The organism is Burkholderia sp. SRS-W-2-2016 (assembly GCF_001931485.1).
Lineage (GTDB): Bacteria > Pseudomonadota > Gammaproteobacteria > Burkholderiales > Burkholderiaceae > Paraburkholderia.
Genome location: NZ_MSDV01000059.1, coordinates 37,560 through 63,761 on the forward strand (window position 1 = coordinate 37,560; position 26,202 = coordinate 63,761).

The window sequence follows — 26,202 nt, forward strand, 5'->3', positions numbered from 1 at the left end:
AGGTCATCTGGTACATCTGGATGAATCATAGGTGGCCGGCGCGCAACTGCAACGTGCCGCCGGCGGCAACCGGATCATTCGGCCATTCATCAGACTCTTCTAACACATATAGATGACCTAGTTGACATCGAAGAAAACGGCGCCTACTATCAGTTCACCGCGGCGCACCTGGCTGCGCTGCCCCGGCGGCCCTCACACCGCATTCAAACCATGAACGGAGACGCTAATGAGCAATCCCACGGCAGACATCAATAACCCCGCAGCGGGCGCGTCCGCGGAGCGCAGAACGATTCACATCGTGCTGCACGAGGCGAAGGACACGGTCGGCGTGGCGGTCGTCGAGGGCATCAAGGCGGGCACGCTGCTCAACGCATGGATCATGGACGACGACGAGGTCGTCACCGTGCAGGCGAAGCAGGACATTCCGATCGGTCACAAAGTCGCGCTGAAGGAAATGGCCGTCGGCGACACGGTGTTCAAGTACGGCGTCGACATCGGCAAGGTGGTCGCGCCGATCAAGGCCGGCGAGCACGCGCACGTGCACAACATCAAGACCAAGCGCTGGTAAGGACCGGCCGCGGCGCGCGCGTTTCAGCGCATTCTCCGCGCAGTCAGCGCAGCGCCGGTCGGTTTCCCGCAGCCCGCTTTACGGCCTCGAGCCGCCCCTCACTTGCACCAATTCGAACGAGAGAGACACCATGAGCGTGATTGACCTGGGTACGACTTTCCGCGGCTATCGTCGCGACAATGGCCGCGTCGGCGTACGCAACCACGTGATCATCCTGCCGGTCGACGATCTGTCCAATGCCGCCGCGCAGGCGGTCGAGCACAACATCAAAGGGACGATGGCGCTGCCGCACCCGTATGGGCGGCTGCAGTTCGGCGCCGACCTCGACCTGCATTTCCGCACGCTGATCGGCGCGGGCAGCAATCCGAACGTGGCCGCGGTGATCGTGATCGGCATCGAGGAGGGCTGGACCAAGCGCGTGGTCGACGGCATTGCGAAAACCGGCAAGCCGGTAATGGGCTTCGGCATCGAACTGCACGGCGATCACGACACGATCCTGCGCGCGTCGAAGGCCGCGAAGGAAATGGTCCAGTACGCGACTTCGCTCGATCGTGAGGAATGCTCGATTTCGGAGCTATGGGTATCGACCAAGTGCGGCGAATCCGACACCACCTCGGGCTGCGGCGCCAATCCGACGGTCGGCAATGCGTTCGACAAGCTCTATGGGCTCGGCACCACGCTCGTGTTCGGCGAAACCTCGGAGCTGACCGGCGGCGAGCAGATCGTCGCCGCACGCTGCGCGAATGACGGCGTGCGCGAGCGCTTCCAGTTCATGTTCAACCGCTATCAGGAGATGATCAACCGCTGGAAAACCGACGACCTGTCGGAGTCGCAGCCGACCAAGGGCAATATCGCCGGCGGGCTGACCACGATCGAGGAAAAGGCGCTCGGCAACATCCAGAAGATCGGCAAGAAGTGCATGGTCGACGGCGTGCTCGACAAAGCCGAGGAACCGACCCATGCGGGCCTGTGGTTCATGGACTCGTCGTCGGCGGCCGCGGAGATGGTGACGTTGTGCGCGGCGTCCGGTTTCGTCGTGCATTTCTTCCCGACCGGGCAGGGCAACGTGATCGGCAATCCGATCGTGCCGGTCATCAAGATCTGCGCGAATCCGCGCACGGTCCGCACGATGGGCGAGCATATCGACGTCGACGTGACCGGCATCCTGCAGCGCGAACAGAACCTCGACCAGAGCGGCGACAAACTGCTCGAATGCATGATGGCGACGGTCAACGGCCGCTTCACGTCGGCCGAAGCGCTCGGGCATCGCGAGTTCGTGCTGACGCGTCTGTTCGAAAGCGCCTGACGCGCGCGGCTGTACCGCTCCGGCGAGCCGCGCGGCCAGCGCGGTTCGCGCGGAGCGGCCCCACATTCCCGGCGCATGCCGGCACGCAGAAGGGCGGACATGCCCCACGTGACCGGCAGCTCAGGCGGCAGTGGCGCCGGCTCGATATCTGGCAGCAGCGAGTGGAGGAGACACCATCTTGCGCGTGCTCAAACATCTCTATGTGCAGGTCCTGATCGGACTTGCGGCTGGCATTATCGTCGGTCATTTCGCACCTTCGTTCGGGGTGCAGATGAAACCCCTCGGCGACACCTTCATCCGTCTGATCAAGATGCTGATCACGCTGGTGATCTTCTGCACGGTTTCCGTCGGCATCGCGCGAATGGAAAGCCTCAAGCAGGTGGGCCGGGTCGGCTTCAAGACGCTGCTGTACTTCGAGGTCGTCACGACGATCGCGCTGGTGCTCGGTCTGGTGGTCGCCAACGTGCTGCGGCCGGGCGCCGGGCTCAATATCGATCCCGCGTCGCTCGACGCGCAGGCGGTCACCCATTACGTCGCGACCGCGCATTCGGCGTCGTCTAGCTTCATCGACATGATCGTGCCGAACTCGGTGGTCGGCGCGTTCGCGCGCGGCGACCTGTTGCAGGTGCTGCTGTTCTCGGTGCTGTTCGGGATCGCGTTGTCGATCATGTCGCAGCGCAGCCGGCTCCTGATGCGCAGCATCGAGCAGTTCGGCGATGCGCTGATGCGGATCGTCGAGATGATCATGCGGCTCGCACCCTTGGGTGCGTTCGGCGCGATCGCGTTCACGGTCGGCAAGTACGGGATCGGCACGCTGCAGCAACTGGGCTTGCTGATCCTGTGCTTCTACATCACCAGCATCCTGTTCATCGCGATCGTGCTCGGCGCGGCCGCGCGCTGGGCGGGCGTCGGGCTGTGGCCGCTGCTGAAGTACTTCCGCGAGGAACTGCTGATCGTGCTCGGCACGTCGACCACCGAATCGGTGCTGCCGCGTCTGATGGAAAAGCTCGAACGGATGGGCTGTCCGCGCGCGATCGTCGGGCTCGTGTTGCCGACCGGCTATTCGTTCAATCTCGACGGCGCGGCGATCTATCTGACGATGACCTCGCTCTTCATCGCCCAGGCGACCAACATCCATCTGACGCTGTGGCAACAGTTGGGACTGCTGGCGATCCTGATGCTGACATCGAAGGGCGGCGCGGGCGTGGCGGGCGCGGCGCTGGTCGCGTTGACCGCGACGCTGTCGACCCACAACATCATTCCGGTCGCGGGCATCACGCTGATTCTCGGCGTCGACCGGGTGCTCAACGAGATTCGCGCGCTGACCAATATGATCGGCAATGTGGTCGCCACGCTGGTGGTCGCGCGCTGGGAGGGCGCGTTCGATGCCCGCGCGGCGCGCGAATTCCTCGCACAGCCACGCGAACTGCAGGCGCAGGCGAAGCCGCAGTCGTCCCACAAGCCGCAGCCGTCGCAAGCGGGGCAGCCGGAGCCCGCGGAGCATGAGCTGGCCGGCGCGCCGGGGCTGTTGAATAAAGCGGCGAAGTGAACAGGCGCGCGGCGCCGGACTGGATGCTTGCCGCTTGCCGCCGCCAATGACACAGTGATGCGCTGACGACAACAACCACAAGGAAGTCCAGATGGCCCGTTTGTTTCCCGACGCGCTCAACACGCTTGCGATCGATGCGCTGCAACGCGCGGGCGCGCTGCCGGCAACCGCCGCATCGACCGCCCGCGCGCTCGTCTATGCCGACGTGCGCGGTCTGTCATCGCACGGCGTGTCGCGCCTGCCGATGTACTGCGCGCAGTTGCGCAACGGCCGCGTCGATCCCGCCGCGCACCCGGCGATCGTCGCGGATCGCGGCGCGACCGTGTTGATCGACGGCGCCGACGGTCTCGCATACCCGGCCTGCGATCTCGCGATCGCGACACTCGCCGAACGGGCGCGGCAATACGGCAGCGCGGTCGCGGGCATCTGCCGCAGCCATCATTTCGGCGTCGGCGCGGCGCACCTGGCCGCGCTCGGCGAAGCGGGCCTCGTCGCGCTCGCGTTCAGCAATTCGCCGGCCGCGATGCCCGCGTGGGGCGGCCGCCGCGCGCTGTTCGGGACCAATCCGATCGCCGCGGTGTTTCCGCGCCGCCACGGCGCGCCGCTGGTGATCGACCTCGCGCTGTCGCAGATCGCGCGCGGCAAGATCGCGATCGCCGCGCGCGACGGCAAACCGATTCCCGAAGGCTGGGCGACCACCCGCGACGGCCTGCCGACCACCGACGCGCGCGCCGCGCTCGACGGCATGATGCTGCCGTTCGGCGGCGCCAAAGGGGCGATGCTCGCGCTGGTGGTCGAACTGCTGGCCGCCGCGCTGACCGGCGCGAACTTCGGCTATGAGGCCGGTTCGTTCCTGACCGAGGAGGGCGAGCGCTCGCGCATCGGCCATCTGTTCTGGACCATCGATCCGGGCGCGCTGGCCGGCGACGACGCGTATCTGTCGCGCGTCGACGCGTTGATCGAAATGATGCTGCTCGACGACGACGTGCGTTTGCCCGGCGATCGCCGCGAGCGTCTGGCGGCGGCAGCGGATCAGGAAGGCGTCGAGATTCCGGATGCACTGATTGCGCAACTGCAAGGGCGCGGCTGACGAACCGAAAGCGAAACGGAAACTATCGGTGCACCAGATAGTTTCCGTCGCAAATCGCGATTTCCCTTGTGACGCCGACGCGCATACGATGAACAGCATCGTCTGACGAGCGCTTCGCGCTCACCGGCCACCGCGATGGAGATTCCGTATGGAGCATCACGCCCGCACGCAGAACGAACGCCTCGACGTCAAGACCACCACCTGCTACATGTGCGCGTGCCGTTGCGGCATCCGCGTGCATCTGCGCGACGGCGAGGTGCGTTATATCGACGGCAATCCCGAACATCCGCTGAATCAGGGGGTGATCTGCGCGAAGGGCGCGTCGGGGATCATGAAGCAGTACTCGCCCGCGCGGCTGACCCAGCCGTTGATGCGCAAGGCCGGCGCCGAGCGCGGCAGCGCGCAGTTCGAACCGGTCACGTGGGAGCAGGCGTTCGACGTGCTGGAAAAGCGTCTGGCTAAAATTCGCGCGACCGACCCGAAGAAGTTCGCGCTGTTCACCGGCCGCGACCAGATGCAGGCGCTGACCGGCCTGTTCGCGAAGCAGTTCGGTACCCCTAACTATGCGGCGCACGGCGGTTTCTGTTCCGCGAACATGGCCGCCGGGATGATCTACACGATCGGCGGTTCGTTCTGGGAATTCGGCGGGCCGGACCTGGACAGCGCGAAGCTGTTCTTCATGATCGGCACCGCTGAAGATCATCATTCGAATCCGCTGAAGATCGCGATTGCAAAGTTCAAGCGCGCGGGCGGCCGCTTTATCGCGATCAATCCAATTCGCACCGGTTACGCGGCGATCGCCGACGAATGGGTGCCGATCAAGCCCGGCACCGATGGCGCACTGTTCATGGCCTTCCTGCACGAGCTGATTGCCGCCGACGCATGGGATCACGAATTCGTGCAGCGCTTTACGAACGCGGCCGAGCTGATCGATCTCGACGACAGCAGCGAGAACTTCGGTCTATTCGTGCAAGATCCGGCGAGAGCGGCCGGCAATCCGCTGTTTCCGCAAAATCACTTGTGGTGGGATCCGCAAACCGCGCGCGCGGTCCCGCATCATGCGCCGGGTGTGACGCCCGCGCTCGACGGTCGCTATACGCTCGAAAACGGCAAACCGGTCGCGCCGTCGTTCGCGTTGCTGCGCGAGCGGGTGGCGGAATGCACGCCGGAATGGGCCGCGGGGATCACCGGTATCGCCGCCGGCACGATACGCCGCCTCGCCGCCGAAATGATCGACACGAGCCGACGGCATCGCATTACGCTGCCGATCCGCTGGACCGACGCGTGGGGCGAAACTCATGAGACGGTCACCGGCAACCCGATCGCGTTTCATGCGATGCGCGGACTCGCCGCGCATTCGAACGGCTTCCAGTCGATTCGCGCGCTGGCCGTGCTGATGTCGCTGCTCGGCACGATCGACCGGCCCGGCGGCTTTCGTCACAAGTCGCCGTTTCCGCGCGCGGTGCCGCCGTCCGCGAAACCGCCGAACAGTCCCGACGCGGTCAAACCGAACACGCCGCTCGCGACCGGTCCGCTCGGCTGGCCGGCCGCGCCGGAAGATCTGTTCATCGACGAACACGGCGGCCCGGTGCGGATCGACAAGGCGTTCTCGTGGGAATATCCGCTCGCGGTGCACGGCGTGATGCATAGCGTGATCACGAATGCGTGGCGCGGCGATCCGTATCCGATCGACACGTTGATGATCTTCATGGCCAACATGGCGTGGAATTCGTCGATGAATACGATGAAGGTGCGCGAGATGCTCGCCGACAAACATCCGGACGGCGAGTACAAGATTCCGTTTCTGGTCGTGTGCGATGCGTTCCAGTCGGAGATGACCGCGTTCGCGGATCTGATCCTGCCCGACACGACCTATCTGGAGCGCTACGACGCGATGTCGATGCTCGACCGGCCGATCTCCGAATTCGACGGCCCGGTCGATTCGGTGCGCGTGCCGGTCGTGCCGCCGACCGGCGAATGCAAGCCGTTCCAGGAAGTGCTGATCGAGCTGGCGTCGCGGCTGAAGTTTCCGGCTTTCACCAACGCAGACGGCGCACGACGCTTTCGCGACTATCCGGACTTCATCGTCAATCACACGACTTCGCCCGGTTCCGGCGTCGGCTTTCTGATCGGCTGGCGCGGCAAGGACGGCGACAAGGCGTTGGTCGGCGAACCGAATCCGAAGCAATGGGAGCAGTACGCGAGCAACAACTGTGTATTTCATTACCGGCTGCCCGACACGCTGCAATACATGCGCAATTGCAATGGCCCCTATCTCGACTGGGCGGTGAAGAACGGCTTTCGCAAATTCAACGAACCGATCCTGATCCAGCTTTACTCGGACGTAATGCAGAAATTCCGGCTTGCCGCGCAAGGGCGCAGCAGCGGCCGGCAGCCGCCCGAGCATCTGCGCGCACGCGTCGAAACCTACTTCGATCCGCTGCCGTTCTGGTATGCGCCGCTCGAAAGCGCGGCGACCGATCTCGCGCAGTTTCCGCTCGCCGCTGTTACGCAGCGGCCGATGGCGATGTATCACTCGTGGGATTCGCAAAATGCGTGGCTGCGGCAGATTCATGGGGAGAACTATCTTTATGTGAATCCGCGGACGGCCGCACAGGACGGTATCGCCGATGGAGGCTGGATCTACGTCGAGTCGCAATGGGGCCGCGTGCGCTGCGTTGCGCGCTATAGCGAGACCGTCGAGCCGGGAACGGTGTGGACGTGGAACGCGATCGGCAAAGCGGCGGGCGCATGGAATCTCGGCCCGAACGCGAACGAAGCGCGGCGCGGCTTCCTGCTCAATCACCTGATTACCGATGAACTGCCGGCGGGCAGCGAAGCGGCGACGCGGCTGTCGAACTCCGATCCGGTGACGGGCCAGGCCGCGTGGTACGACGTGCGGGTGCGCATCTATCCGGCCGAAGCCGATGCGCGGCATACGCTGCCGCAATTCGCGGCGATGTCCGAGTTGCCGGGATCGGTCGCGCAAAAGAGCGTGGTGTCGCGAATCGTGCAGACCTATTTCGCGGGACGCGGCGAGTTCGCCGCGCGTTTGCGCGGCGAGGGCCGACGCAAGTGAGCGCGTCGCAAACGATGCCGACCATGGCAACAACGTAAATGGCAACGTCAACGGCAAGGAGCTTCCAATGACCCAGATGGCGTTGGTAATCGATCTGAACGTATGCGTGGGCTGCCAGGCGTGCGTGACGAGTTGCAAGGAATGGAACACGTCGGGCGAGTCGGGCAGTCTCGCCGACTTCAATCCGTACGACGCGGACCCGTCCGGCACCTTCTTTAACCGGGTGCAGAGTTTCGAGGCCGGCAGCTTTCCGGACACCGAAATGATTCACTTCCCGAAGTCGTGTCTGCACTGCGAGGACCCGCCGTGCGTGCCGGTCTGTCCGACCGGCGCGAGCTATAAGCGCAAGGAAGATGGCCTCGTGCTGGTGGACTTCGATCGCTGTATCGGTTGCAAGTATTGCGCGTGGGCCTGCCCGTACGGCGCGCGCGAGCTCGACGAAGCGCGCAAGGAGATGACCAAGTGCACGCTGTGCGTCGACCGCATTCACGATCAGAACCTGTCGGAGCGCGATCGCAAGCCGGCCTGCGTGCTCGCGTGTCCGACTTCCGCGCGGCTGTTCGGCGATATCCACGATCCGGAGTCGGTCGTGTCGCAGGCAATCCGGGAGCGCGGCGGTTATCAGTTGATGCCGGAGTGGGGTACGCGTCCCGCGAATCACTATTTGCCGCGCGTGCCGACTACGGCCTCCGGTTGCGGCAGTGACGCGTGCGGGTGTAAATCGGCCGGCTCCGCGATAACCGATGATGCAGCGCAAGCGCCCGCGTCGCCGGCTGAGCAACTCGAAGCGCAGCTTGAACGCGGGCAGTTGCATCTCGCGTCGATTGCGAACCGCGTTTGATGTGCCTGAATAACGACGGAGCCTCGACATGAATCCGGCATTTTCCGTAGTGTTCCTGACGACTTTGAGCGGCGCCGCGCAAGGCTTGCTGATTGCGCTCGTCGGTGTGGAGAGCGCGGCGGCGCTCGGGGTGATCGCTCAACCGGCGTCCGCGTTTTATGTGACCGGCGCGGCGCTCGCGGTGCTGCTCGGCGGCCTCGGCCTGATCGCGTCGTTCTTCCATCTCGGCCATCCGGAACGCGCGTGGCGTGCGATCGCGATGTGGCGCACCTCGTGGCTGTCGCGTGAATGCCTGTGTTTACCGGCGTTTCTCGGCTGCGCGTTCCTGTACGGCGTTGCGCACTGGTTCGCGTCGCCGTGGTCGCTCGCATTGGGTTGGCTCGGCGTGCTCGCGAGCGCTGCGTTGTTCGTTTGCACCGCGATGATTTACGCGTGTCTGCGTTTCCTGCAGGAATGGGCGACGCCGCTGACGCTGGTGAACTTCGTGCTGCTCGGCTGCGCATCGGGCTTCACGCTGGCGACCGCGTTGAGCGCGTGGTTCGCGCCGGCGTTGACGATCGGGCTGGCCGTTTGCGCATGCGTGCTGACGCTCGCCGGCTGCGCGAGCCGCTCGGCGTCGCTGGTGCGCAATGCGCGGCTGCGGCCGAAGTCGACTGTGCAGAGCGCGACCGGCATTCACAACCCGAAGCTCGTGCAGGTGTCGCGCGGATTCACCGCGGGCGCGTTCAATCTGCGCGAGTTTTTCCACGGCAAATCGGCGCGCACGCTGCGTGATATCAAATGGGGTTTTCTGGCGGGTGCATTCATCGCGCCGGTTTTGCTGGTCGTCGCCGGCGCGGGATTGCAGCCGCTCGGGGTTTCGTTCGGACTGCTGGCCACCGCGTGTCTCGTGCAGTACGCGGGGCTGGTTGCGGAGCGCTGGTTTTTCTTCGCGGAGGCGAAGCATCCGCAGAATCTGTATTACGCGCGGCTGGGGTGAGGGGATGAGCGCGCGCCGGTCACAACGGCCGGCCGCGCGCTTCACTGCTCACACTAACCGCATGCGCCAACTTCCCCGCACGCGGTACAAAAATCGCAACCATCCTTGCGAATCACCGCATTCGCGCCGCACGATCCGCATTTGCGCCCGAGCATCGTATGCAGTCCCTGGGTGCCGTTCGGCTGCAACAACGTGTCGGCGCTGTCGTCGGGAGCCGGGCGAATGCCGAAATCGGCGCCCAATGCCGTCTCCGTTTTCATCTGCCCGCGCGGCAGCCGCGCGAGCATCCGCGATGCGACCTGGTTGCCCTCGGCATCGAGAAAGCCGCGTCGATACAGGATCTGCTGGATCGCGAACGCGAGCGCGGCGACTTCCGAATCGTGCCAGCGCGGCGCGCGATGACCGTCCAGACGCTGCACCTCGCCGAGCCGCACCTGACCGCGATCCCACGACACCTTGCGCATGTCCTGCAGATTACGCGCGACAAAGCCGCCACGCGCGGCCAGCGACAACGAGCGCATCGTCGCGGTGATCCACTGCTGCGACTCGTCGCGCTGACCGGTCGGGATGAAGAACTCGATCGGCCGCTCGATCGTCACGTCCTCGCCGCCGAGCCGTCCGGTCACCTCGATAAACGACGCCGCCACGTACAGCGACTTCTTGCCGGCCTGAGTCAGGTATTCGACTTTCTCGATGATGGCCGGCAATTCGCCTTTCGGCCGATGATCGATAGCAATCCTGAGCGGGTCGAGATCGCTGTCGGCGAGCGTATCGTCGGCCTGGGCGGGCGTCACGCTCAGCACCGCGCCGAGCGTGTCGTTCGGCCGATAGGTCGCGAGGCCTTTCAGCCCGCTTTTCCACGCATCGAAATAGAGGCTCTCGAACGCATCGAACGGATAGTCGGCCGGTACGTTGACGGTCTTCGAGATCGACGTGTCGACGTAAGGCTGCACCGCCGCCATCATGTCGAGATGGTCGCGCGCGGACATTTCCAGCGCGCTGACGAAGTAGTCGGGAAGCCGGTTCACGTCGCCGCCGAGCTCGCGGTACAAGCGATACGCGTAGTCCTCGACATCGAACGATTCGCGCCCGCCGTCGGCCATCACCTTCATGCGCTTGTAGGTCCACGAAAACGCCGGCTCGATGCCGTTCGACGCGTTGTCCGCGAACGCGAGGCTGACCGTGCCGGTCGGCGCGATCGACAGCAGATGGCTGTTGCGGATCCCGTCGCGGCGGATCGCCTGTTGCAGGTCGTCGGGCAGGCGCGACGCGAAGGTGCCGGCTTCCAGGTAACTCGCGGCGTCGAACAGCGGAAATGCGCCGCGCTCCTTCGCGAGTTCGACCGACGCGCGATACGCCTCGTCGCGCATCAGCCGCGCGATGCGCACCGCGAAGTCGCGGCCTTCGGGCGAGTTGTGGCGCAGCCCGAGCATCACGAGCGTGTCGCCGAGACCGGTGAAGCCGACGCCGATCCGCCGTTTCGCGCGCGATTCGTCGTACTGCTGCGGCAGCGGCCACAGCGTCACGTCGAGCACGTTGTCGAGAAAGCGCACCTGGGTGCGGGTGCGCTGCGCGAGGCCGTCCCAGTCGAACGACGGCTGGCGGCCCTGCAACTGCGCGAACGGATCGACGACGAAGCGCGTCAGGTTCAACGGCCCGAGATTGCAGCAGCCGTACGCGGGCAACGGCTGCTCGCCGCACGGATTGGTCGCGCGGATCGTTTCGAGCGCGCGCAGATTGTTGTCTTCGTTCATCCGCGAGATGAACACGATGCCCGGCTCGGCGACGTCGTAGGTCGAGCGCATGATGCGGTCCCAGATCGCGCGCGCCGGATGCTCGCTATAGATCCACAGACCATCGTCACGCTGTTGCACGTCGCCGGCCGTGCGCAACGCCGGCGACGGCTCGGCGCGGTGCACCAGTTGCCACGGCTCGTCGTTTTCGACCGCGAGCATGAATTCGTCGGTGACGCCGACCGACACGTTGAAGTTGTTCCAGCGCCCCTTCGAATGCTTGGCCTCGATGAACTCGATCAGGTCCGGATGGTTGCAGTCGAGCACGGCCATCTGCGCGCCGCGCCGCGAGCCCGCGCTTTCGACGGTGCGGCACGACGCGTCGAACACGTCCATATAGCTGCACGGGCCCGAGGCCGACGAACTGGTGGTGTGAACGCGCGCGCCTTTGGGCCGGATCGCGGAGAAGTTGTAGCCGACCCCGCCGCCGCGGCGCATCGTTTCGGCCGCCTGCAACAGCGCGACGTAGATGCCGGGCAGCCCCTGTTCGTCGACGCCCTGGATCGAGTCGCCGACCGGCTGCACGAAGCAGTTGATCAGCGTGGCCGCGATGCCGCTGCCGGCCGCGCTCATGATGCGGCCCGCGCCGAGCGCGCCGTGTCTCAGGTTGTCGACGAACAGTTCTTCGACCGATGCGCGCAACCCGGGCGGCTCGGCCTCGGCGACGCCGCGCGCGACGCGGCGGTAGACATCGTCGGCCGATTGCTCGTCGGCCTTCGCGTATTTTTCGAGCAGCACGTCGAGCGAAAACTGCTGCGGGGCGATCAGCGGCGCGGGCGGCGGGGAGGAAAGTGAAGCACTGGACGCTGCGTTGGCCGCGCGGGTTTGCGGCGTGTCTTCTGCCATGATGAGCCCTTGGACGGCGCCACGGCGAACGCGGCGCGGTGGGTGGACGGCGCGCTGCCCGGGCACCGGCGGCGGGCCGGTACCTGGGCGGGCGCAACGAATCCACCTTAACGCACGAGGCGCGGGGCGGCAACCGGACGGAGGGCGACGACGGCACACGGCGTCGCCATGCCGCGGTGGGCCGGGCACGCGCGCTGCGGGCACGCCATGTGCCCGCCATGTGCTCGTGTAGGGGCGCAATTAACGTGAGCGGATGACAGGTTCGCGAGCTGGCGAAATCATCCCGCGCGCAGCATCGGCCGGCAACGGCAAAGAGCGCTCATGCCGGCGGCCAACCCGGCGAACGGCAAGTTCGACCGGGGCAGCAGGCCAGTGTCAGGCAGCTTCGAGTAGCGGTTCGAGGATTTCGGCGCAGATCATCGCCGATGCATTCGACGGCGCCGGCCGTTCCGCCGGCTTGAACACCGCGTCACCGCGGCGGATCTTGCGACGCGACACCGCGCAGGTGCCGGAGGAGTGCGCCGAACGGCGGCGCCAGCGTTGCTCGCCATAATGGCAGCGACCAGGCTCGACCCAGCGGATAACCAGCGTCGTGTCGGAGCTTTCGAGAATTTCGATGCGCACGCCATTGGTACCGTCAAGGGGGATGGACTCGAGGGTCATCATCATCGGCTCCGTTTTGTGAAGTGCCGAATTTAGTCCTGTGCGCGCATTAGAGCCATTGTGCCACCGTTGAAACACTGTTCTTTAAACAGAAATAATTACTGATGCGGAACACGATTGAGAGAAATAACAGGCGTTGAATGCTTTTTTATGTGAGTTTTTAATAATGCGCATTTTTGCAACGCTGTGTTGTCCGGCACGCGACGAGAAGCCGGCCCGGTAAGGGCGCCAGCGCTTCCTTTAAGATGTGGCTGTGCAATGGCGACCTGAGGCGTCAGTTTAGCTGGTTTGAATTTTTCAGGTCGGCTCGCGCACACCCCCGAAGACACCAGAGTTCACATGAGTTCACGCCCACCCGCTGTTCCTCCTTCCCGAGAATCCTCGTCGCTTGCCCCGGAGCGCCTGAAAAAGCAGAAAGCCGCGTCGCTCGTGCTTTACATCGGGCTGATCCTGCTGGCGCTGTGGGTCGTACGCGATTTCATCGTGGTGGTCGCGTGGGCCGGCGTGGTCGCGATCGCGTTGTGGCCGCTGTTGCACAAGGTCGCGAACAACCGCTGGTTCAGAGGCCGCACGACGCTGCTCGCGACGGTGTTCACACTGGTGATCGCGTTGCTCGTGGTGTTGCCGGTCGGGGTCGGGATCGCGCAGGCGCTGCACGAAGCCCATGAATTGAACGACTGGTTCCAGGGCGTGCGCGAGAGCGGCATTGCGGTTCCGCAATTCGTCGAGCGGCTGCCGTTCGGCGTGCAGCAGATCACCGCGTGGTGGCAGGCCAATCTGGCCCAGCCATTGCGCGATTCGGCCGCGATGAAGGGGCTGCACAGCCCGACGGTGATGTCGCTCGGCCGGCATTTCGGCGCGCGCGCACTGCACGCGGGGATGGTGTTCGCGTTCATGCTGATCACGCTGTTCGTGATTTTCCAGGCCGGGCCGCGGCTGTCGGGCTCGCTGCTGAAGGCCGCGCGGCGCGGCTTCGGCGACAGCGGCGCGGATCTCGTCGCGCATATGGCGACCGCGGTGCGCGGCACGGTGTCGGGGCTGGTGGTGGTCGGCGTCGGCGAGGGCGTGCTGATCGGCATCGCCTATTTCGTGACCGGGCTGCCGCATGCGGCGCTGCTCGGCCTGATCACCGCGATCGCCGCGATGCTGCCGTTCTGCGCGCCGATCACGTTCGGCCTCGCGGCGCTGTGGCTGCTCGCGCAGGGCTCGCTCGCCGGGGCGATCGGGCTTGCGGTGTGGGGCTCGATCGTGGTGTTTGCCGCCGAACATTTCGTGCGGCCGGTGCTGATCGGTAATTCGACGCGGCTGCCGTTCCTGCTGGTGCTGTTCGGAATTCTCGGCGGCGCGGAGACGTTCGGGCTGCTCGGCATCTTCATCGGGCCGGCGCTGATGACCGTGCTGATGGTGCTGTGGACCGATCTGGTGGAGTAGTGACGGGAAGCCTGGCGGGCAGTGCGCGTCGGCGCGCGGGGCTGCTGGCCGTCAGGTCGCGCGAGCCGGCAAGACGTCACGGCCGGCCCGGCGCGGTCCCGCCGTCACCTCAAGGCCGCTGATTCGACGGGTGCTCGGTCGCCGGCGGCTTCACGCAGCCAAGCGTGTATTTGAGCGCGGTGGGCAGCAGCGCGCTCCACACGTCCCACGTATGACCGCCGTCGATGATCCGCAGCGCCGCCGGATTGCCCGCGAGCCGCAGATGCGTGTACAGCAGCGAAGCCTCGGCCTGAATATCGAGGTCGTCGTCGCCCGATGCGATGAACATCGGCAAGCGATACGGTCGGCTCATATAACGATCCCACTGCGCCGGGTAGTTCAACTCGTGCCACAAATGCGGATCGAATTGCCGTTCGCCGAACACGCCCACCCGCCGCGCCGCCGACGCGCGCGGCGGCTCGTTCGAATAAATCGCCGGACTGAGCAGCAGCGCGCCGCAGAACAGCTCGGGCTGCGTCAGCGCGTAGCGCAGCGCGCCGAAACCGCCCATCGACACACCGCCGATCATCCGGCCGCCGCGTTGCGTCGCGACCGCGTAGTGCGTTTCGATCTCGGGCAGCAGATCGTCGAAGAACGCGGTCTCCATCTTTTCCTTGCGATCGACGTACCAGTCGGTGCCGCCTTGCGGCATCACGATCACTACCGGCGGCATGTCCTTGTGCTCGATCAGCGCGTCGGCGGCCGTTTGCAGATGGCCTTGCGTGATCCAGTCGTTGGCGTCGCCGTTATTGCCGTGCAGCAGGTAGAGCACCGGCAGGCGCGGACCGTCCGCGCGATAACCGGCCGGCAGATAGATCGTGTAGTTCCAGTCGCGGCCCAGCGCGTCGGAATGAAAATTGTGGCTCGTGACCGTGCTGGCGAACGCGGGCGCAGCGGCAATGACGGCGAGCAGAACGAGGGCGGAACGGAGAAATCGACGCATGTCAGTATCGAAGAGCGGCGCGGGCGGCCGCCATGCTATCAGCATTGACGCCTGATTTGAGATCGGTAGTGGCCGCAGCGGGAGGCAGGCCGCGCTTTATGCGCGCAAACTTTTCTGGGCATGTGAAGAGCGGCGAGCGGCCGAAGCGTCTGAAGCGCCCGAGGGGCTAGAAGGACTGCCGAGAGTTCTTCGAGCAGGAGCCCCGAACCCGGCCGCTCAGGCCGACGTCCGCAGCCGTCCCGCCACGAAGCGTCCGACCAGCCGCTTGAACGGTTCCACCCCGAGCGCGACCGCGAACAGCGCACCGACCGCCGCTGCATCGGCGAGCAGGCCGAGCGGGTAGTTCAGATAACCGTCGGTGGCCCAATACAGCACGGAGTCGATCACCAGCGAGATCACCGCGCCGGCGATAAAGCACAGCAGCCCCTGACGCCCGATCAGCCCGACCCACGGCAGCCGGCGAGCAATCCGCTTCGCCCAGCCGAGTTCGATCAGATTCGCGGTCAGCCAAGCGATCGCGAGGAAGTTGCCCGCGCGCAGGTACGACAGGTTCTGCTTCAGGGTGCCCGGCAGCGGTGTATGCATCAGCACCAGCTTGTAATAGGCGGCGCCTGCGACCACCACGAGCGCGAGCACGCTCACGAGCCAGCCCAGCCGATGCGCGCTGATGCGCTGATAAACCGGCTGGCAGCGCGCGAGCACGCCGAGCACGAACAGCAGCTGCCATGCGAACGGGTTGAAGTCCCAGTGCATGTCCGGCGCCGCCGGCAGGTATTTGCCGATGATCGGCGCGGCGGCCCACAGCCCGATGCTGCCGGCCAGCAGCAGCCACGGCTTGCTCCGCGCGAGCGGCAGGATCGCCGGGACCAGCAGCGCGAAGAACGCGTACATCGGCAGCACCGACGCGAGGTACGGCTGGCGGCGCAGCAGCAGGATGTCGCGCAGCGCGGCGAGCGGGGTGGTGAGCAGATCGTCGAGATCGGTGGTGGCGAGATTCGGCCCGTCGATGCTGAACGCGGTCAGCACCGCGCTGACCAGCAGCATCAGCCCGGCGGTGACCAGAAACGCCCGGTAGATTTCGAACGAGCGGCGCAGGAAGCGCTCGCGCGCGATCGTCTCGTTACGCCGCTCGGCGAGCGCCGCGTACGCGGTGGCGGTCGCGAAGCCGCCGAGGAACACGAACACCTCGGCCGCGTCGCACAGCGCGTACGCATGCAGCGTGACGCGCGACAGGATGCTGCCGCCGATGTGATCGACAACGATGATCAACAGAACCAGGCCGCGGAAAAAATCGAGCTCGATCAGACGGGACGAGGATTTTTGCATTGTTCGTGTCAAAAGCAGCCCCGTGCGACGGCGCGCTGATGCAGCGCGGCGGGCGTCTCACAAGGCTTTTTATATGGGGTTGGGTACTGCGGCGGCGCGGCGCTCGATACTGTGGGAGCGCCCGCGGCCCGCGTCGCCGCGCTCGACCGGGCTCAGTTGGGGGCGCGGTGTCGGCGGGTTGTAAAGATGACCCTTGCCGCGGCAAGTAGTTCCGTTGCGCCGCAGCAAAAGCGCCCCGATTATATTTCTTTCCGTGACAAAAGCGGGGCGAGCGATGCAGATCGCGTTGCCGCTTACCCGAAGCCGCGCCCGGAAAAAAGAGGGAGCCGCACGCAGTGGAGAATTAGCAACAATCTCAAAAATCGGCGCATCCTCTCATGGACGGACCGTCACTGTCGTGTGACGATTTCCGGAAGGCGAAGCACTGATTGAGCGGTCCCGAGAACCGCGCGAAAGTGACGAAAACAGGCGGTATCAAGAATAAGTGGCCGGATCGAGTTGTCCCATTACTCGAGGTGCAGGGAGATCATCATGAACAAGCAAGTGTTCGCGCTGGCTGTCTCCGTTGCTGCGTCTACCGGTTTCGTCGCGCCCGCCGGCGCGCAGACAAGCGTCACGCTGTATGGCGTGATCGATGAAGGGATCAACTACACGAACAACGTCGGCCGCGGACATGTTTATGAACTCGCGAGCGGTCTCGCACAGGGCAGCCGCTGGGGGCTGAAAGGCGCGGAGGATCTGGGCGGCGGCCTCAAGGCGATCTTTCAGCTCGAGAGCGGTTTCGACCTGAACTCCGGGCGGCTCGGCCAGGGCGGCCGGATGTTCGGCCGCCAGGCCTTCGTCGGTCTCAGTTCGCGGCCGTACGGCACGCTGACGTTCGGCCGGCAATACGATTCGGTCGTCGATTACCTCGCGCAGACCACGGCCAACGGCAACTGGGGCGGCGAGCTGTTCTCGCATCCGTACGACAACGACAACACCGACAACACTTTCCGTCTCGACAACACGGTCAAATATACGAGCCCGTCGCTGTCCGGCTTCCAGTTCGGCGGCACCTACAGCTTCAGCAACGACACCAGCTTCGCCAACAACCGCGCGTATAGCGTCGGCGGCCAGTATGCGTACGGCGGCCTGCTGGTCGCGGCCGCCTATCTGCAGGCCGACAATCCGGGCCACGGCTCGAACGGCGCGATCACCACCAACGACGCCGGCTTCGTCGCGACCCGCATGCGCGTGTTCGGCGGCGGCATCACGTATTCGTTCGGGCCGGCGACGGCCGGCTTCGTCTATAGCAATTCGAACTATCTGCAGCCGACCGCCAACGGCTATCTCGGCATCGAGCCGCTGGTGCCGCTCGTGCCGGCCACGCCGCCGGGCGTGCTGCTCAATTCGCTGAAGTACCAGAATTTCGAAGTCAACGGCAAGTACCAGTTCTCGCCGGTGCTGTTCGTCGGCGCGCAGTACGTGTACACGATGGAGACCTACGACGCGTCGAACGGCGGGGTCAAGCCGCGCATCCATACGTTCGGGCTGATGGCGGACTACAACCTGTCCAAGCGCACCGACGTCTATCTGCAAGGCGCGTATCAGCAAATCACCGGCGATTCGACGTTGTCGGTGCTCGACTACGCGTTCATTCCGGGCACGCAGTCGCCGTCGTCGACGTCGAAGCAGGTCGTGGTGCGCGCGGCGATCCGGCATAAGTTCTAGTCCGGTTTCAGCACGCGGTCGCCAGGTCGCGCAAAGCCAGTCTTCGGTTTCGAAGGCTGGCTTTTTTGTTGCCCATTGCCGGCCATTCCTTGCCGCCTGCCGGTCAGCTTCCGAGCGCAATTCAAGTTCCGCGCGCGTCTGCCGATAAGCCGACTATCAACAGCTGTGAATGCAGGTTCGGCCGGCGCTCGCACGGGTGCTTTCGGGTCGACTCGCCACGGTCGCCGTTACGACTTGAACAGCACTCGTAACGTCTGTTTCAGAGTGTATGGACCGGGTCGTTTGTATTAAAAGGCACTTTACAATCCGGCCAGATTTTTGAACGGCGGCTCACGCATTCCACGCATCTATAAAAGCAGGAGTCGAACAGAATGAGAAAACGTTTCGACAGCACGATAGTGGCCAGTGTCGCGGGCGTATGGGTCGCACTGGCGCTCGGCGGTTGCGCGAACATTGGCCAGCAGAACGCGCAGGACGGCGCGACTACGGGTGTCGCCGCTGCTGCCGGCGCGGCGGCGAATGGCGTCGGCGGATCCGCGGCCACGTTTGCGGGCTCCGCGCCGCTCACATTGGACGCCGACGGCAACGCGGCGTCGAAGAAAGCGCCGGCGCTCGTCTATCGCGTCAGGCGCGGCGACACGCTTGCCCGCGTCGCGCAGCATCATCACGTGAGCGTCAGGCAGTTGCAGGCATGGAACGGACTGAAGGCAGCGGCGCGGCTCAAGCCGGGGCAGGTGCTGCACGTTGCGTCGCCCGAAACGGCGCGCGCGGTCCGCGAAGCGAATGCGAATGCGGCGGCCGCGCGGGCGGCGGCATCGGCGCAGGCCGGTGCGCAGACCTCGTCACAACTTGCGGGGCAGCAGTCGGCTCAGGCGGGCGCACCAGCGGTGGACGCCGCCGACGTTCGCGAGGTCACACAGGAAACCCGCCGCCACGCGAATAGCGTGACGCTCGCGTGGCCCGCCACGGGCCGCGTCGTCGAAGCGTTCCAGCCGGGCGAGACGCGCGGCATCGAGATTGGCGGCAAGGCCGGCGATCCGGTGCGCGCCGCCGCCGACGGCAAGGTGATGTACGCGGGCACCGGGCTCAACAGCTACGGCAGCCTGATCATCGTGCAGCACAACAAGGATTTTCTGACCGCGTACTCGCATAACCGCAAGCTGCTGGTCAAGATGGGCGACGTCGTTCGCAAGGGGCAGCAGATCGCCGAGATGGGCGACGAGAGCAATTCGCGGGTGTCGGTCGGCTTCGAGTTGCGGCGCGACGGCAAGCCGGTCGATCCGCTGCCGTATCTGCCGCGCGGTTGAGCATCCCGCAAAAGCTCACCGTGGTTTTATTCAGCAAAGCCAGGTAATTTGCCGGGGCGCGGATCCGTCGCCACCGGCGGAAGACAAAAATCCACTTCCGCGCGTCCGCATTCTTACGTACCTGGTACAAAACGCCTTCGAATAAGGGCTATTCGTGTTGGCGTGGGCATCGGGTGCGGCCGCTTGTCCACTCATTGACCAGACGCAGGCGCTAAACCGCGCGCGGGCCAGGCGCGCGTCCCGGAGTTGAAGCCGCCGTTTTAACGGTGAGGAAATCCGGGAGCGCGCAGTCGCGCACACGTATCTACGACGATGCCTGCACCCCGCGCAGCAGCCGCGCGACTTCGCCGTGGTAATGCAGGATCGCCGGATCGGCCTGCAACAGCGGCAGATAACGCGGCAGGAAGCTGTTGTTCGGCTGCTCCGACGAAAACAGACCGACCACGCCTTCAGCGGTCGCGCGCCGGTCGGCCTCGTCGGCTTCCGTGTCGTCGAGAATTTCGTCGACGCTCGCAATCACCGTCGACAGCGGCGTCAGCCAGCGAAACCCGGACCCGTTGATCAGAATCTGCAGGAACGCCGCCGGCGTGACCGGGCCGAATTCCTTCTCATACGCGGCGCGTTCGTGATCGAGAATCGCCTTGTGCAGCGCGAGCAACGGTCGGCGAATGTCGGAAAGGAATTGACTGCATTGCGGGTCGTTCATCGGCGGCTCCTGCGGTTGAAGTGACGTGGCGCGCTCGCGCATCGCAATCCGCGCATACGGCGCAATGCGAGGTCCGGCGCGCGCCCGTCACACTGACGGGGGATCCGTCGATGGTAACGCATCGAATCGGTGCGCGTTTTACGCTGTCGGGAGGAGAGGGCGGCATTGTCGTGCGCGTCGGGGCGATGCGCGGGCGAGCAATGCGACGCGCATCGTGCGATTGCCGCTTCTCACCGCGCGCCGCACCCTTCAAAGCGCGCTTCCAGTTCCGCGACTACAATCGGCCGGTTTGCTAGCGACGCTCGCGCGATCACAGCCCGCGTTGCAGCCCGCATTAGCGCGACCTGCCGAACAAAACCATCGACTTGTCCCGCTCTGTGCGGCGTCGCGATCCAAACCGCGTGGACCACAACAACATTCATCCCCGGAGCCGCTCATGGCAACGTTCAATATCAACGGCGCAACCCATACCGTCGACGCCCCGCCCGACATGCCTTTGCTGTGGGTGCTGCGCGATCTCGTCGGCCTGACCGGCACCAAGTTCGGTTGCGGGATCGCGCAATGCGGCGCCTGCACCGTGCATCTCGACGGCGTCGCGGTGCGCTCCTGCGTGTTTCCCGCGGCGGCGGTCGGCGATAAAAAAATCGTCACGATCGAAGCGGTCGGCGACACGCCCACCGGCCAGAAAGTGCAGCAGGCCTGGCGCGAACTCGACGTCGTGCAATGCGGCTACTGTCAGTCCGGTCAGGTGATGTCGGCGGCCTCGCTGCTCGCCCGCAACCCCAATCCGAGCGACGCCGATATCGACGCAGCGATGTCCGGCAACATCTGCCGCTGCGGGACCTACCATCGCATCCGCGCGGCGATCAAGCACGCCGCGAAGGGAGCCTGACATGTCCCGCGGATTGCTCGATGCACAGAACGGCGCGCAACGCTCGCCGGCAGATACCCAGCCCGCGCGCGGCATCTCGCGGCGCGGCTTCCTCAAATTCGGCGTGACGGTCGGCGCGGCGGCCGGCGGCGGTCTGCTGCTCGGTTTCAGCATGCCGGCTGCCAGCCAGGACCAGAAGGCGGGCAGGAGCGTGATCGGCGGCGATGCGAACGAGGCGCCGGAAAGCGGCGTGTTCGCGCCGAACGCGTTCATCCAGATCGACACGGCCGGCAAGGTCACGCTGGTGATCCCGAAGGTCGAGATGGGCCAGGGCGTCTACACGTCGATTCCGATGCTGATCGCCGAGGAACTCGAAGTGCCGCTCGACTCGGTCACGCTCGATCACGCGCCGCCGAACGAAAAGCTCTTCATGGACCCGCTGCTCGGCGGGCAGCTGACCGGCGGCTCGACCTCGATCCGCTTCGCGTGGGAGCCGATGCGGCGCGCCGGCGCGACCGCGCGCGTGATGCTGGTCAACGCGGCCGCGCAGCAATGGCAGGTCGATCCGGCCAGCTGTCATGCGCAGGCGGGGCAGGTGACGCACGCGGCGAGCCATCGCAGCGCGAGCTACGGCCAGCTCGCGCAGGCGGCCGCCGCGTTGCCGGTGCCGCAAAACGTCGCGCTGAAAGATCCGAAGGACTTCAAACTGATCGGCACGCCGGCCAAGCGCCTCGATTCGCCGGAGAAGGTGGACGGCACCGCGATGTTCGGTCTCGACGTGCGGCTGCCCGGGATGGTCTACGCGGCGATCGCGAACTGTCCGGTGTTCGGCGGCACGCTCGCGAGCGTCGACGATACGCATGCGAAGAAAATCCCCGGCGTGCGCGAAGTGATCAAGCTCGACAACGCGGTCGCGGTGATCGGCGACCACACGTGGGCCGCGAAACGCGGGCTGCAGGCGCTCGACATCAAGTGGAACGAAGGCGCGGGCGCGCAGGTGTCGATGAAGCGGATCGTCGACGATCTCGCCGCCGCGTCGCAACACGGCGGCGCGGTCGCGCGCAAGGAAGGCCACATCGGCCGCGCCTTCGACAACGCGAAGAGCCGCGTCGACGCGGTCTATCAGCAGCCGTTCCTCGCACACGCGACGATGGAGCCGGTCAACTGCACGGTCCACGTGCGCGCCGACGCGTGCGAAGTGTGGCTCGGCTCGCAGGTGCCGACGCGGGTCGTCGATACCGCGGCGGCGGTCACCGGCCTGAAGGCCGAGCAGATCATCGTGCACAACCATCTGCTCGGCGGCGGCTTCGGCCGGCGGCTCGAAACCGACATGGTCCGCCAGGCGGTGAAGGTCGGCAAGCAGGTCAACTCGCCGGTCAAGGTGGTGTGGACGCGCGAGGAAGACATCCAGCACGACATGTACCGGCCGTACTACTACGACACGATTTCCGCCGGGCTCGACGCGAACGGCAAGCCGGTCGCGTGGAAGCACCGGATTGCCGGCTCGTCGATCATGGCGCGTTTCGCGCCGCCGGCGTTCAATCACGGGCTCGATCCGGACGCGGTCGAAGTCGCCGCCGATCTGCCGTACGACCTCCCGAACCAGCTGGTCGACTACGTGCGGGTCGAACCGCACGCGGTGCCGACCGCGTTCTGGCGCGGCGTCGGTCCGACGCGCGGCACCTTCGTGGTGGAGAGCTTCATCGACGAACTGGCCGCCCAGGCGAAGATCGATCCGGTGCAGTACCGCCGCAGCCTGCTCGGCAAATCGCCGCGCGCGCTGAACGTGCTGAACGTGGCCGCGCAGGCCGCCGATTGGGGCAGTCCGCTGCCGAAGGGACAAGGGCGCGGCGTGTCGGTGATGCACGCGTTCGGCAGCTTCTTTGCGATCGTGCTGGTCGTCGCGGTCGAGCAGGGCGAGGTGACGGTCAAGCGCGTCAATTGCGCGGTCGATTGCGGGATGTATGTGAACCCGAACACGATCGAGGCTCAGGTGCAGGGCGGGATCATCTTCGGCATCACCGCGGCGCTCTATAGCGAGATCACGATCAAGGACGGCCGGGTCCAGCAGAGCAATTTCACCGATTACCGGATGCTGCGTCTGAACGAGACGCCGCCGATCGACGTGCATCTGGTGAAAAGCGGCGAGGCGCCCGGCGGGATCGGCGAACCGGGCACCGCCGCGCTCGCGCCCGCGCTGACCAATGCGATCTATGCGGCCACCGGTACCCGGCTGCGGCAATTGCCGGTCGGCCGTCAACTGCACAGCGCGTGACGCAAGGGAGCCCGAGATGAAAACCACTCTGAAGGGTGTTGGCGCGGCGTTGCGTGCCGCGTTGCCGTCGGTGGCGTCGTTCGCGTCGCTGGCGCTGCTCGCCTGGGCCGCGCAGACGCCGGCCCAGGCCGCCGCGAATTCGCCCGCCGATCAAACGCTGGTGCAGCGCGGCGCGTATCTCGCGCAAGTCGGCGATTGCGCGGCCTGCCACACCGCGCCGAAGGGCAAGCCGTTCGCCGGCGGCCTGCCGATGACCACGCCGATGGGCCGCATCTACACGACCAACATCACGCCCGATGCGCAGACCGGCATCGGCGGCTACACGGAAGCGGACTTCATTCGCGCGCTGCGTGAAGGCGTCGCGAAAGACGGCCACAACCTGTATCCGGCGATGCCGTATCCGTCGTATGCGAAGGTCAACGACGCCGACGCGAAGGCGCTCTACGCGTTCTTCATGCATGGCGTCGCGCCGGTGCAGCAGGCCAATCGCGAGTCGGACATCAAATGGCCGATGAACATGCGCTGGCCGCTGAAGTTCTGGAACCTCGCGTTCCTCGACAAGACCACCTATCGCGACAAACCCGGCAAGGACGCCGCGTGGAATCGCGGTGCGTACATCGTGCAGGGGCTCGGCCATTGCGGCTCGTGCCATACGCCGCGCGGCGTCGCGTTCCAGGAAAGCGCGCTCGACGAAAGCGGCAGCGCGTTCCTGAGCGGCGCGCTGCTCGACGGCTGGTACGCATCGGATCTGACCGGCGAGCACAACGCCGGGCTGGGCCGCTGGAGCGACGAGGATCTGCGCACGTTCCTGAAGACCGGCGCGAATCGTCACGCGTCGGCGTTCGGTTCGATGACGAGCGTGATCAACAACAGTACGCAGAACCTGAGCGATGCGGATCTCGCGGCGGTGTCGACGTATCTGAAGTCGCTGCCGCCGGCGGGCGGCACCAGCGGGCCGCCGTATCGGTACGATCCGCAGACCACCAAGGTGTCGCTCGAGCGTCCCGCCAACGATGCCGGCGCGCGCGTCTACACCGCGTATTGCCTGCACTGCCACGGCGCCGACGGGCGCGGCTTCGCGCCGATGCTCGCGCCGCTCGCCGGCAATCCGAACGTGCTCGCGAAGGACCCGTCGTCGCTGATCAACGTGACGCTGAACGGCACCGGCGATCTGGTGATCGACGGCGTACCGTCGCCGTTCCCGATGCCGGCCTTCGCGACGGTGCTCGACGATCAGCAGATCGCCGACGTGCTGAGCTTCGTGCGCGCGGGCTGGAACAACGGCGCGCCGGCGGTTGGCGTGGCGGACGTGCAGAAGCTGCGCAAGTCGACCCAGGCGGCGCAGTAGCAGCGGCGCCCAACCGAAAAAGCGGCCACCGCGCATCTGCACGGTGGCCGCTTTTCTTTACGGGCGGCGCCATCGCGGCGTACCCGTCAACGATGCTGCCCGACCCTCTGGCGCTTTTCGAGCACCCGCGCGTACCACGTCAGCGGAAAGCACATCGCGAAGTAGATCAGCGCGACCATCGCGTAGATCGGAAACGGCCGGAACGCGGCGTTGGTAATCATCGTGCCGGTCTTGGTCAGCTCGGTGAAACCGATGATCGACGCGAGCGCGGTGCTTTTCACGACCTGCACCAGAAAACCGACGGTCGGCGCCACCGCGATTTTCAGCGCCTGCGGCCACACGATAAAGCGCAACTGCTGGCCGAACGTCATCCCGAGGCTCGCGCCCGCCGCCCACTGGCCGCGCGGCACCGCTTCGACGCAGCCGCGCCAGATATCGACCAGATACGCGCTGGTGTAGAGCGTCAGCGTGACCGCGGCCGCGGTCCACGGCGACACGTCGATGCCGAGCAGCGGCAGCCCGAAGAACGTCAGAAACAGCTGCATCAGCAGCGGCGTGCCCTGAAACACCTCGACGTACAGCACGACGACGCGCCGCAGCCACGCGACCGGCGACACCCGCAGCGCGAGCAACAGCAAGCCGACAAGCCCGCCGCCGACGAACGCGATCACCGACAGCAGCACCGTCCAGCGCGCGGCCAGCAGCAGATTGCGGGCGATGTCCCACAGCGTGAATTCGACCATGCTCAGCGCTCCGTCGGCAGTGTGCGCGCGCCGCCGCGCCATGGCAGGCGCCGGCACCAGCTACGTGGCGCAGCGCCGTTGTCATTGCCGCTGGCGCGTGCGGCGCGGCCCGCGAACAGTCCGCGGCCAAAGCGGTTCAGCAATTGCCGCAGCACGATCGACATCAGCAGATAGGCCGCGGTGATGATCAGATACGCCTCGAACGAGCGGAAGTTGCGCGACTGGATGAAGTTCGCCGCGTAGGTCAGGTCGGGCACCGAGATCTGCGAGACCACGGCCGAGCCGAGCATCACGATCAGCACCTGGCCGAGCAGCGCCGGAAACACGTTGGCGAGCGCCTGCGGCAGCACCACGTGACGGAACACCTGGCGCCCCTGAAGACCTAAAGCCTGCGCGGCCTGCAACTGGCCGCGCGGAATCGAATCGATGCCGGCGCGCACGATCTCGGTCGCATACGCACCGAGATTGACGGTCATCGCGAGAATCGCGGCCTGCACTTCGTCGATATGAATACCGAGGCTCGGCAGTCCGAAGAACACGAAGAACAGTTGCACGAGAAACGGCGTGTTGCGGATCAGTTCGACATAGCTCGCGACCAGCCAACGCGCCCATTTCGGACCCGCCGCCGCGATGCTTGCGCCGGCGATGCCGACGATGCCGCCGAGCAGCGTCGATATCGCGGTAAGCCCGAGGGTCACCGCGGCGCCGTGCACCAGCATGTCCGCATAGAGGCCGAAGCCGCTGAAATCGAACGCGTAGCTCATTGCGTCGTGCTCATCGTTGATTCGG

Annotated in this window: 20 protein-coding genes; 13 read left to right on the forward strand and 7 right to left on the reverse strand. The window is 65.7% G+C overall.

All coding sequences use genetic code 11. The features are described from left to right. Positions 1–226: 226 nt before the first annotated feature. The 7 genes from BTH42_RS25665 to BTH42_RS25695 all read left to right on the forward strand — a co-directional run bounded on the left by BTH42_RS25665 (position 227) and on the right by BTH42_RS25695 (position 9,412). Positions 227–568: a UxaA family hydrolase gene (locus BTH42_RS25665; protein ID WP_218642022.1), complete on the forward strand. Its 342-nt coding sequence runs from the start codon at positions 227–229 to the stop codon at positions 566–568. Between the two features lie 130 nt (positions 569–698). Further along, the gene (locus tag BTH42_RS25670; protein ID WP_075303980.1) at positions 699–1,874 is read left to right on the forward strand and encodes a UxaA family hydrolase; all 1,176 of its coding nucleotides are present in this window, start codon (positions 699–701) and stop codon (positions 1,872–1,874) included. 178 nt (positions 1,875–2,052) lie between these two features. Continuing rightward, complete coding sequence (dctA, locus tag BTH42_RS25675) at positions 2,053–3,423, forward strand: C4-dicarboxylate transporter DctA (protein ID WP_075303981.1); 1,371 nt, start codon at positions 2,053–2,055, stop codon at positions 3,421–3,423. 91 nt (positions 3,424–3,514) lie between these two features. Further along, a complete protein-coding gene (locus BTH42_RS25680; protein ID WP_075303982.1) occupies positions 3,515–4,513 on the forward strand; it encodes an Ldh family oxidoreductase in 999 nt (332 codons plus the stop codon). Between the two features lie 148 nt (positions 4,514–4,661). Then, on the forward strand, positions 4,662–7,592 hold the full coding sequence (locus tag BTH42_RS25685) for a molybdopterin-dependent oxidoreductase (protein ID WP_075303983.1): 2,931 nt from the start codon (positions 4,662–4,664) through the stop codon (positions 7,590–7,592). Between the two features lie 67 nt (positions 7,593–7,659). Then, complete coding sequence (locus tag BTH42_RS25690) at positions 7,660–8,433, forward strand: 4Fe-4S dicluster domain-containing protein (RefSeq protein ID WP_075303984.1); 774 nt, start codon at positions 7,660–7,662, stop codon at positions 8,431–8,433. 28 nt (positions 8,434–8,461) lie between these two features. Beyond that, positions 8,462–9,412, forward strand: a complete 951-nt coding sequence (locus BTH42_RS25695; protein WP_075303985.1) for a DmsC/YnfH family molybdoenzyme membrane anchor subunit — start codon at positions 8,462–8,464, stop codon at positions 9,410–9,412. Positions 9,413–9,465: 53 nt separating this feature from the next. Here BTH42_RS25695 and BTH42_RS25700 read toward each other — a convergent pair whose 3' ends face one another. After that, positions 9,466–12,051: an adenosylcobalamin-dependent ribonucleoside-diphosphate reductase gene (locus BTH42_RS25700; RefSeq protein ID WP_075303986.1), complete on the reverse strand. Its 2,586-nt coding sequence runs from the start codon at positions 12,049–12,051 to the stop codon at positions 9,466–9,468. Positions 12,052–12,426: 375 nt separating this feature from the next. Further along, the gene (locus BTH42_RS25705; RefSeq protein ID WP_075304027.1) at positions 12,427–12,714 is read right to left on the reverse strand and encodes a DUF3331 domain-containing protein; all 288 of its coding nucleotides are present in this window, start codon (positions 12,712–12,714) and stop codon (positions 12,427–12,429) included. A gap of 339 nt (positions 12,715–13,053) precedes the next feature. Between BTH42_RS25705 and BTH42_RS25710 the strand changes: the two genes are divergently transcribed. Then, positions 13,054–14,145: an AI-2E family transporter gene (locus BTH42_RS25710; protein WP_075303987.1), complete on the forward strand. Its 1,092-nt coding sequence runs from the start codon at positions 13,054–13,056 to the stop codon at positions 14,143–14,145. 109 nt (positions 14,146–14,254) lie between these two features. Here BTH42_RS25710 and BTH42_RS25715 read toward each other — a convergent pair whose 3' ends face one another. Next, complete coding sequence (locus BTH42_RS25715) at positions 14,255–15,127, reverse strand: esterase family protein (RefSeq protein WP_075304028.1); 873 nt, start codon at positions 15,125–15,127, stop codon at positions 14,255–14,257. 216 nt (positions 15,128–15,343) lie between these two features. Next, a complete protein-coding gene (locus BTH42_RS25720; RefSeq protein WP_075303988.1) occupies positions 15,344–16,453 on the reverse strand; it encodes an OpgC domain-containing protein in 1,110 nt (369 codons plus the stop codon). A gap of 531 nt (positions 16,454–16,984) precedes the next feature. Between BTH42_RS25720 and BTH42_RS25725 the strand changes: the two genes are divergently transcribed. Continuing rightward, a complete protein-coding gene (locus tag BTH42_RS25725) occupies positions 16,985–18,163 on the forward strand; it encodes a porin (RefSeq protein ID WP_075303989.1) in 1,179 nt (392 codons plus the stop codon). Positions 18,164–18,534: 371 nt separating this feature from the next. Then, positions 18,535–19,470, forward strand: coding sequence for a peptidoglycan DD-metalloendopeptidase family protein (locus BTH42_RS25730; protein ID WP_075303990.1), 936 nt, complete (start codon positions 18,535–18,537; stop codon positions 19,468–19,470). 304 nt (positions 19,471–19,774) lie between these two features. On the opposite strand, the gene BTH42_RS25735 is transcribed toward BTH42_RS25730, so the two are convergent. Then, positions 19,775–20,176: a hypothetical protein gene (locus BTH42_RS25735; RefSeq protein ID WP_075303991.1), complete on the reverse strand. Its 402-nt coding sequence runs from the start codon at positions 20,174–20,176 to the stop codon at positions 19,775–19,777. Positions 20,177–20,612: 436 nt separating this feature from the next. Here BTH42_RS25735 and BTH42_RS25740 point away from each other — a divergent pair, with 436 nt between their 5' ends. From BTH42_RS25740 to BTH42_RS25750, 3 genes are read left to right on the forward strand one after another with little or no spacing between them, the layout of a single operon-like run. Next, the gene (locus BTH42_RS25740; protein ID WP_075303992.1) at positions 20,613–21,068 is read left to right on the forward strand and encodes a (2Fe-2S)-binding protein; all 456 of its coding nucleotides are present in this window, start codon (positions 20,613–20,615) and stop codon (positions 21,066–21,068) included. Between the two features lies 1 nt (position 21,069). Continuing rightward, the gene (locus BTH42_RS25745; RefSeq protein ID WP_075303993.1) at positions 21,070–23,322 is read left to right on the forward strand and encodes a xanthine dehydrogenase family protein molybdopterin-binding subunit; all 2,253 of its coding nucleotides are present in this window, start codon (positions 21,070–21,072) and stop codon (positions 23,320–23,322) included. A gap of 16 nt (positions 23,323–23,338) precedes the next feature. Further along, the gene (locus BTH42_RS25750; RefSeq protein WP_075303994.1) at positions 23,339–24,670 is read left to right on the forward strand and encodes a cytochrome c; all 1,332 of its coding nucleotides are present in this window, start codon (positions 23,339–23,341) and stop codon (positions 24,668–24,670) included. A gap of 86 nt (positions 24,671–24,756) precedes the next feature. On the opposite strand, the gene BTH42_RS25755 is transcribed toward BTH42_RS25750, so the two are convergent. Further along, positions 24,757–25,413 carry an amino acid ABC transporter permease gene (locus tag BTH42_RS25755; RefSeq protein WP_075304029.1) on the reverse strand — a complete coding sequence of 219 codons (657 nt, stop codon included), beginning with the start codon at positions 25,411–25,413 and terminating at the stop codon, positions 24,757–24,759. Between the two features lie 2 nt (positions 25,414–25,415). After that, entirely contained in the window at positions 25,416–26,177 is a 762-nt protein-coding gene (locus tag BTH42_RS25760) for an amino acid ABC transporter permease (RefSeq protein WP_075303995.1), read from the reverse strand. Between the last annotated feature and the right edge of the window lie 25 nt (positions 26,178–26,202).

Bases quoted from the DNA above. Each gene is read 5' to 3' on its own strand.
- BTH42_RS25665 (WP_218642022.1), top strand. From the start codon at position 227: ATGAGCAATCCCACGGCAGACATCAATAACCCCGCAGCGGGCGCGTCC.
- BTH42_RS25670 (WP_075303980.1), top strand. From the start codon at position 699: ATGAGCGTGATTGACCTGGGTACGACTTTCCGCGGCTATCGTCGCGAC.
- BTH42_RS25680 (WP_075303982.1), top strand. From the start codon at position 3,515: ATGGCCCGTTTGTTTCCCGACGCGCTCAACACGCTTGCGATCGATGCG.
- BTH42_RS25685 (WP_075303983.1), top strand. From the start codon at position 4,662: ATGGAGCATCACGCCCGCACGCAGAACGAACGCCTCGACGTCAAGACC.
- BTH42_RS25690 (WP_075303984.1), top strand. From the start codon at position 7,660: ATGACCCAGATGGCGTTGGTAATCGATCTGAACGTATGCGTGGGCTGC.
- BTH42_RS25695 (WP_075303985.1), top strand. From the start codon at position 8,462: ATGAATCCGGCATTTTCCGTAGTGTTCCTGACGACTTTGAGCGGCGCC.
- BTH42_RS25700 (WP_075303986.1), bottom strand. From the start codon at position 12,051: ATGGCAGAAGACACGCCGCAAACCCGCGCGGCCAACGCAGCGTCCAGT.
- BTH42_RS25705 (WP_075304027.1), bottom strand. From the start codon at position 12,714: ATGACCCTCGAGTCCATCCCCCTTGACGGTACCAATGGCGTGCGCATC.
- BTH42_RS25710 (WP_075303987.1), top strand. From the start codon at position 13,054: ATGAGTTCACGCCCACCCGCTGTTCCTCCTTCCCGAGAATCCTCGTCG.
- BTH42_RS25715 (WP_075304028.1), bottom strand. From the start codon at position 15,127: ATGCGTCGATTTCTCCGTTCCGCCCTCGTTCTGCTCGCCGTCATTGCC.
- BTH42_RS25720 (WP_075303988.1), bottom strand. From the start codon at position 16,453: ATGCAAAAATCCTCGTCCCGTCTGATCGAGCTCGATTTTTTCCGCGGC.
- BTH42_RS25725 (WP_075303989.1), top strand. From the start codon at position 16,985: ATGAACAAGCAAGTGTTCGCGCTGGCTGTCTCCGTTGCTGCGTCTACC.
- BTH42_RS25730 (WP_075303990.1), top strand. From the start codon at position 18,535: ATGAGAAAACGTTTCGACAGCACGATAGTGGCCAGTGTCGCGGGCGTA.
- BTH42_RS25735 (WP_075303991.1), bottom strand. From the start codon at position 20,176: ATGAACGACCCGCAATGCAGTCAATTCCTTTCCGACATTCGCCGACCG.
- BTH42_RS25740 (WP_075303992.1), top strand. From the start codon at position 20,613: ATGGCAACGTTCAATATCAACGGCGCAACCCATACCGTCGACGCCCCG.
- BTH42_RS25745 (WP_075303993.1), top strand. From the start codon at position 21,070: ATGTCCCGCGGATTGCTCGATGCACAGAACGGCGCGCAACGCTCGCCG.
- BTH42_RS25750 (WP_075303994.1), top strand. From the start codon at position 23,339: ATGAAAACCACTCTGAAGGGTGTTGGCGCGGCGTTGCGTGCCGCGTTG.
- BTH42_RS25755 (WP_075304029.1), bottom strand. From the start codon at position 25,413: ATGGTCGAATTCACGCTGTGGGACATCGCCCGCAATCTGCTGCTGGCC.
- BTH42_RS25760 (WP_075303995.1), bottom strand. From the start codon at position 26,177: ATGAGCTACGCGTTCGATTTCAGCGGCTTCGGCCTCTATGCGGACATG.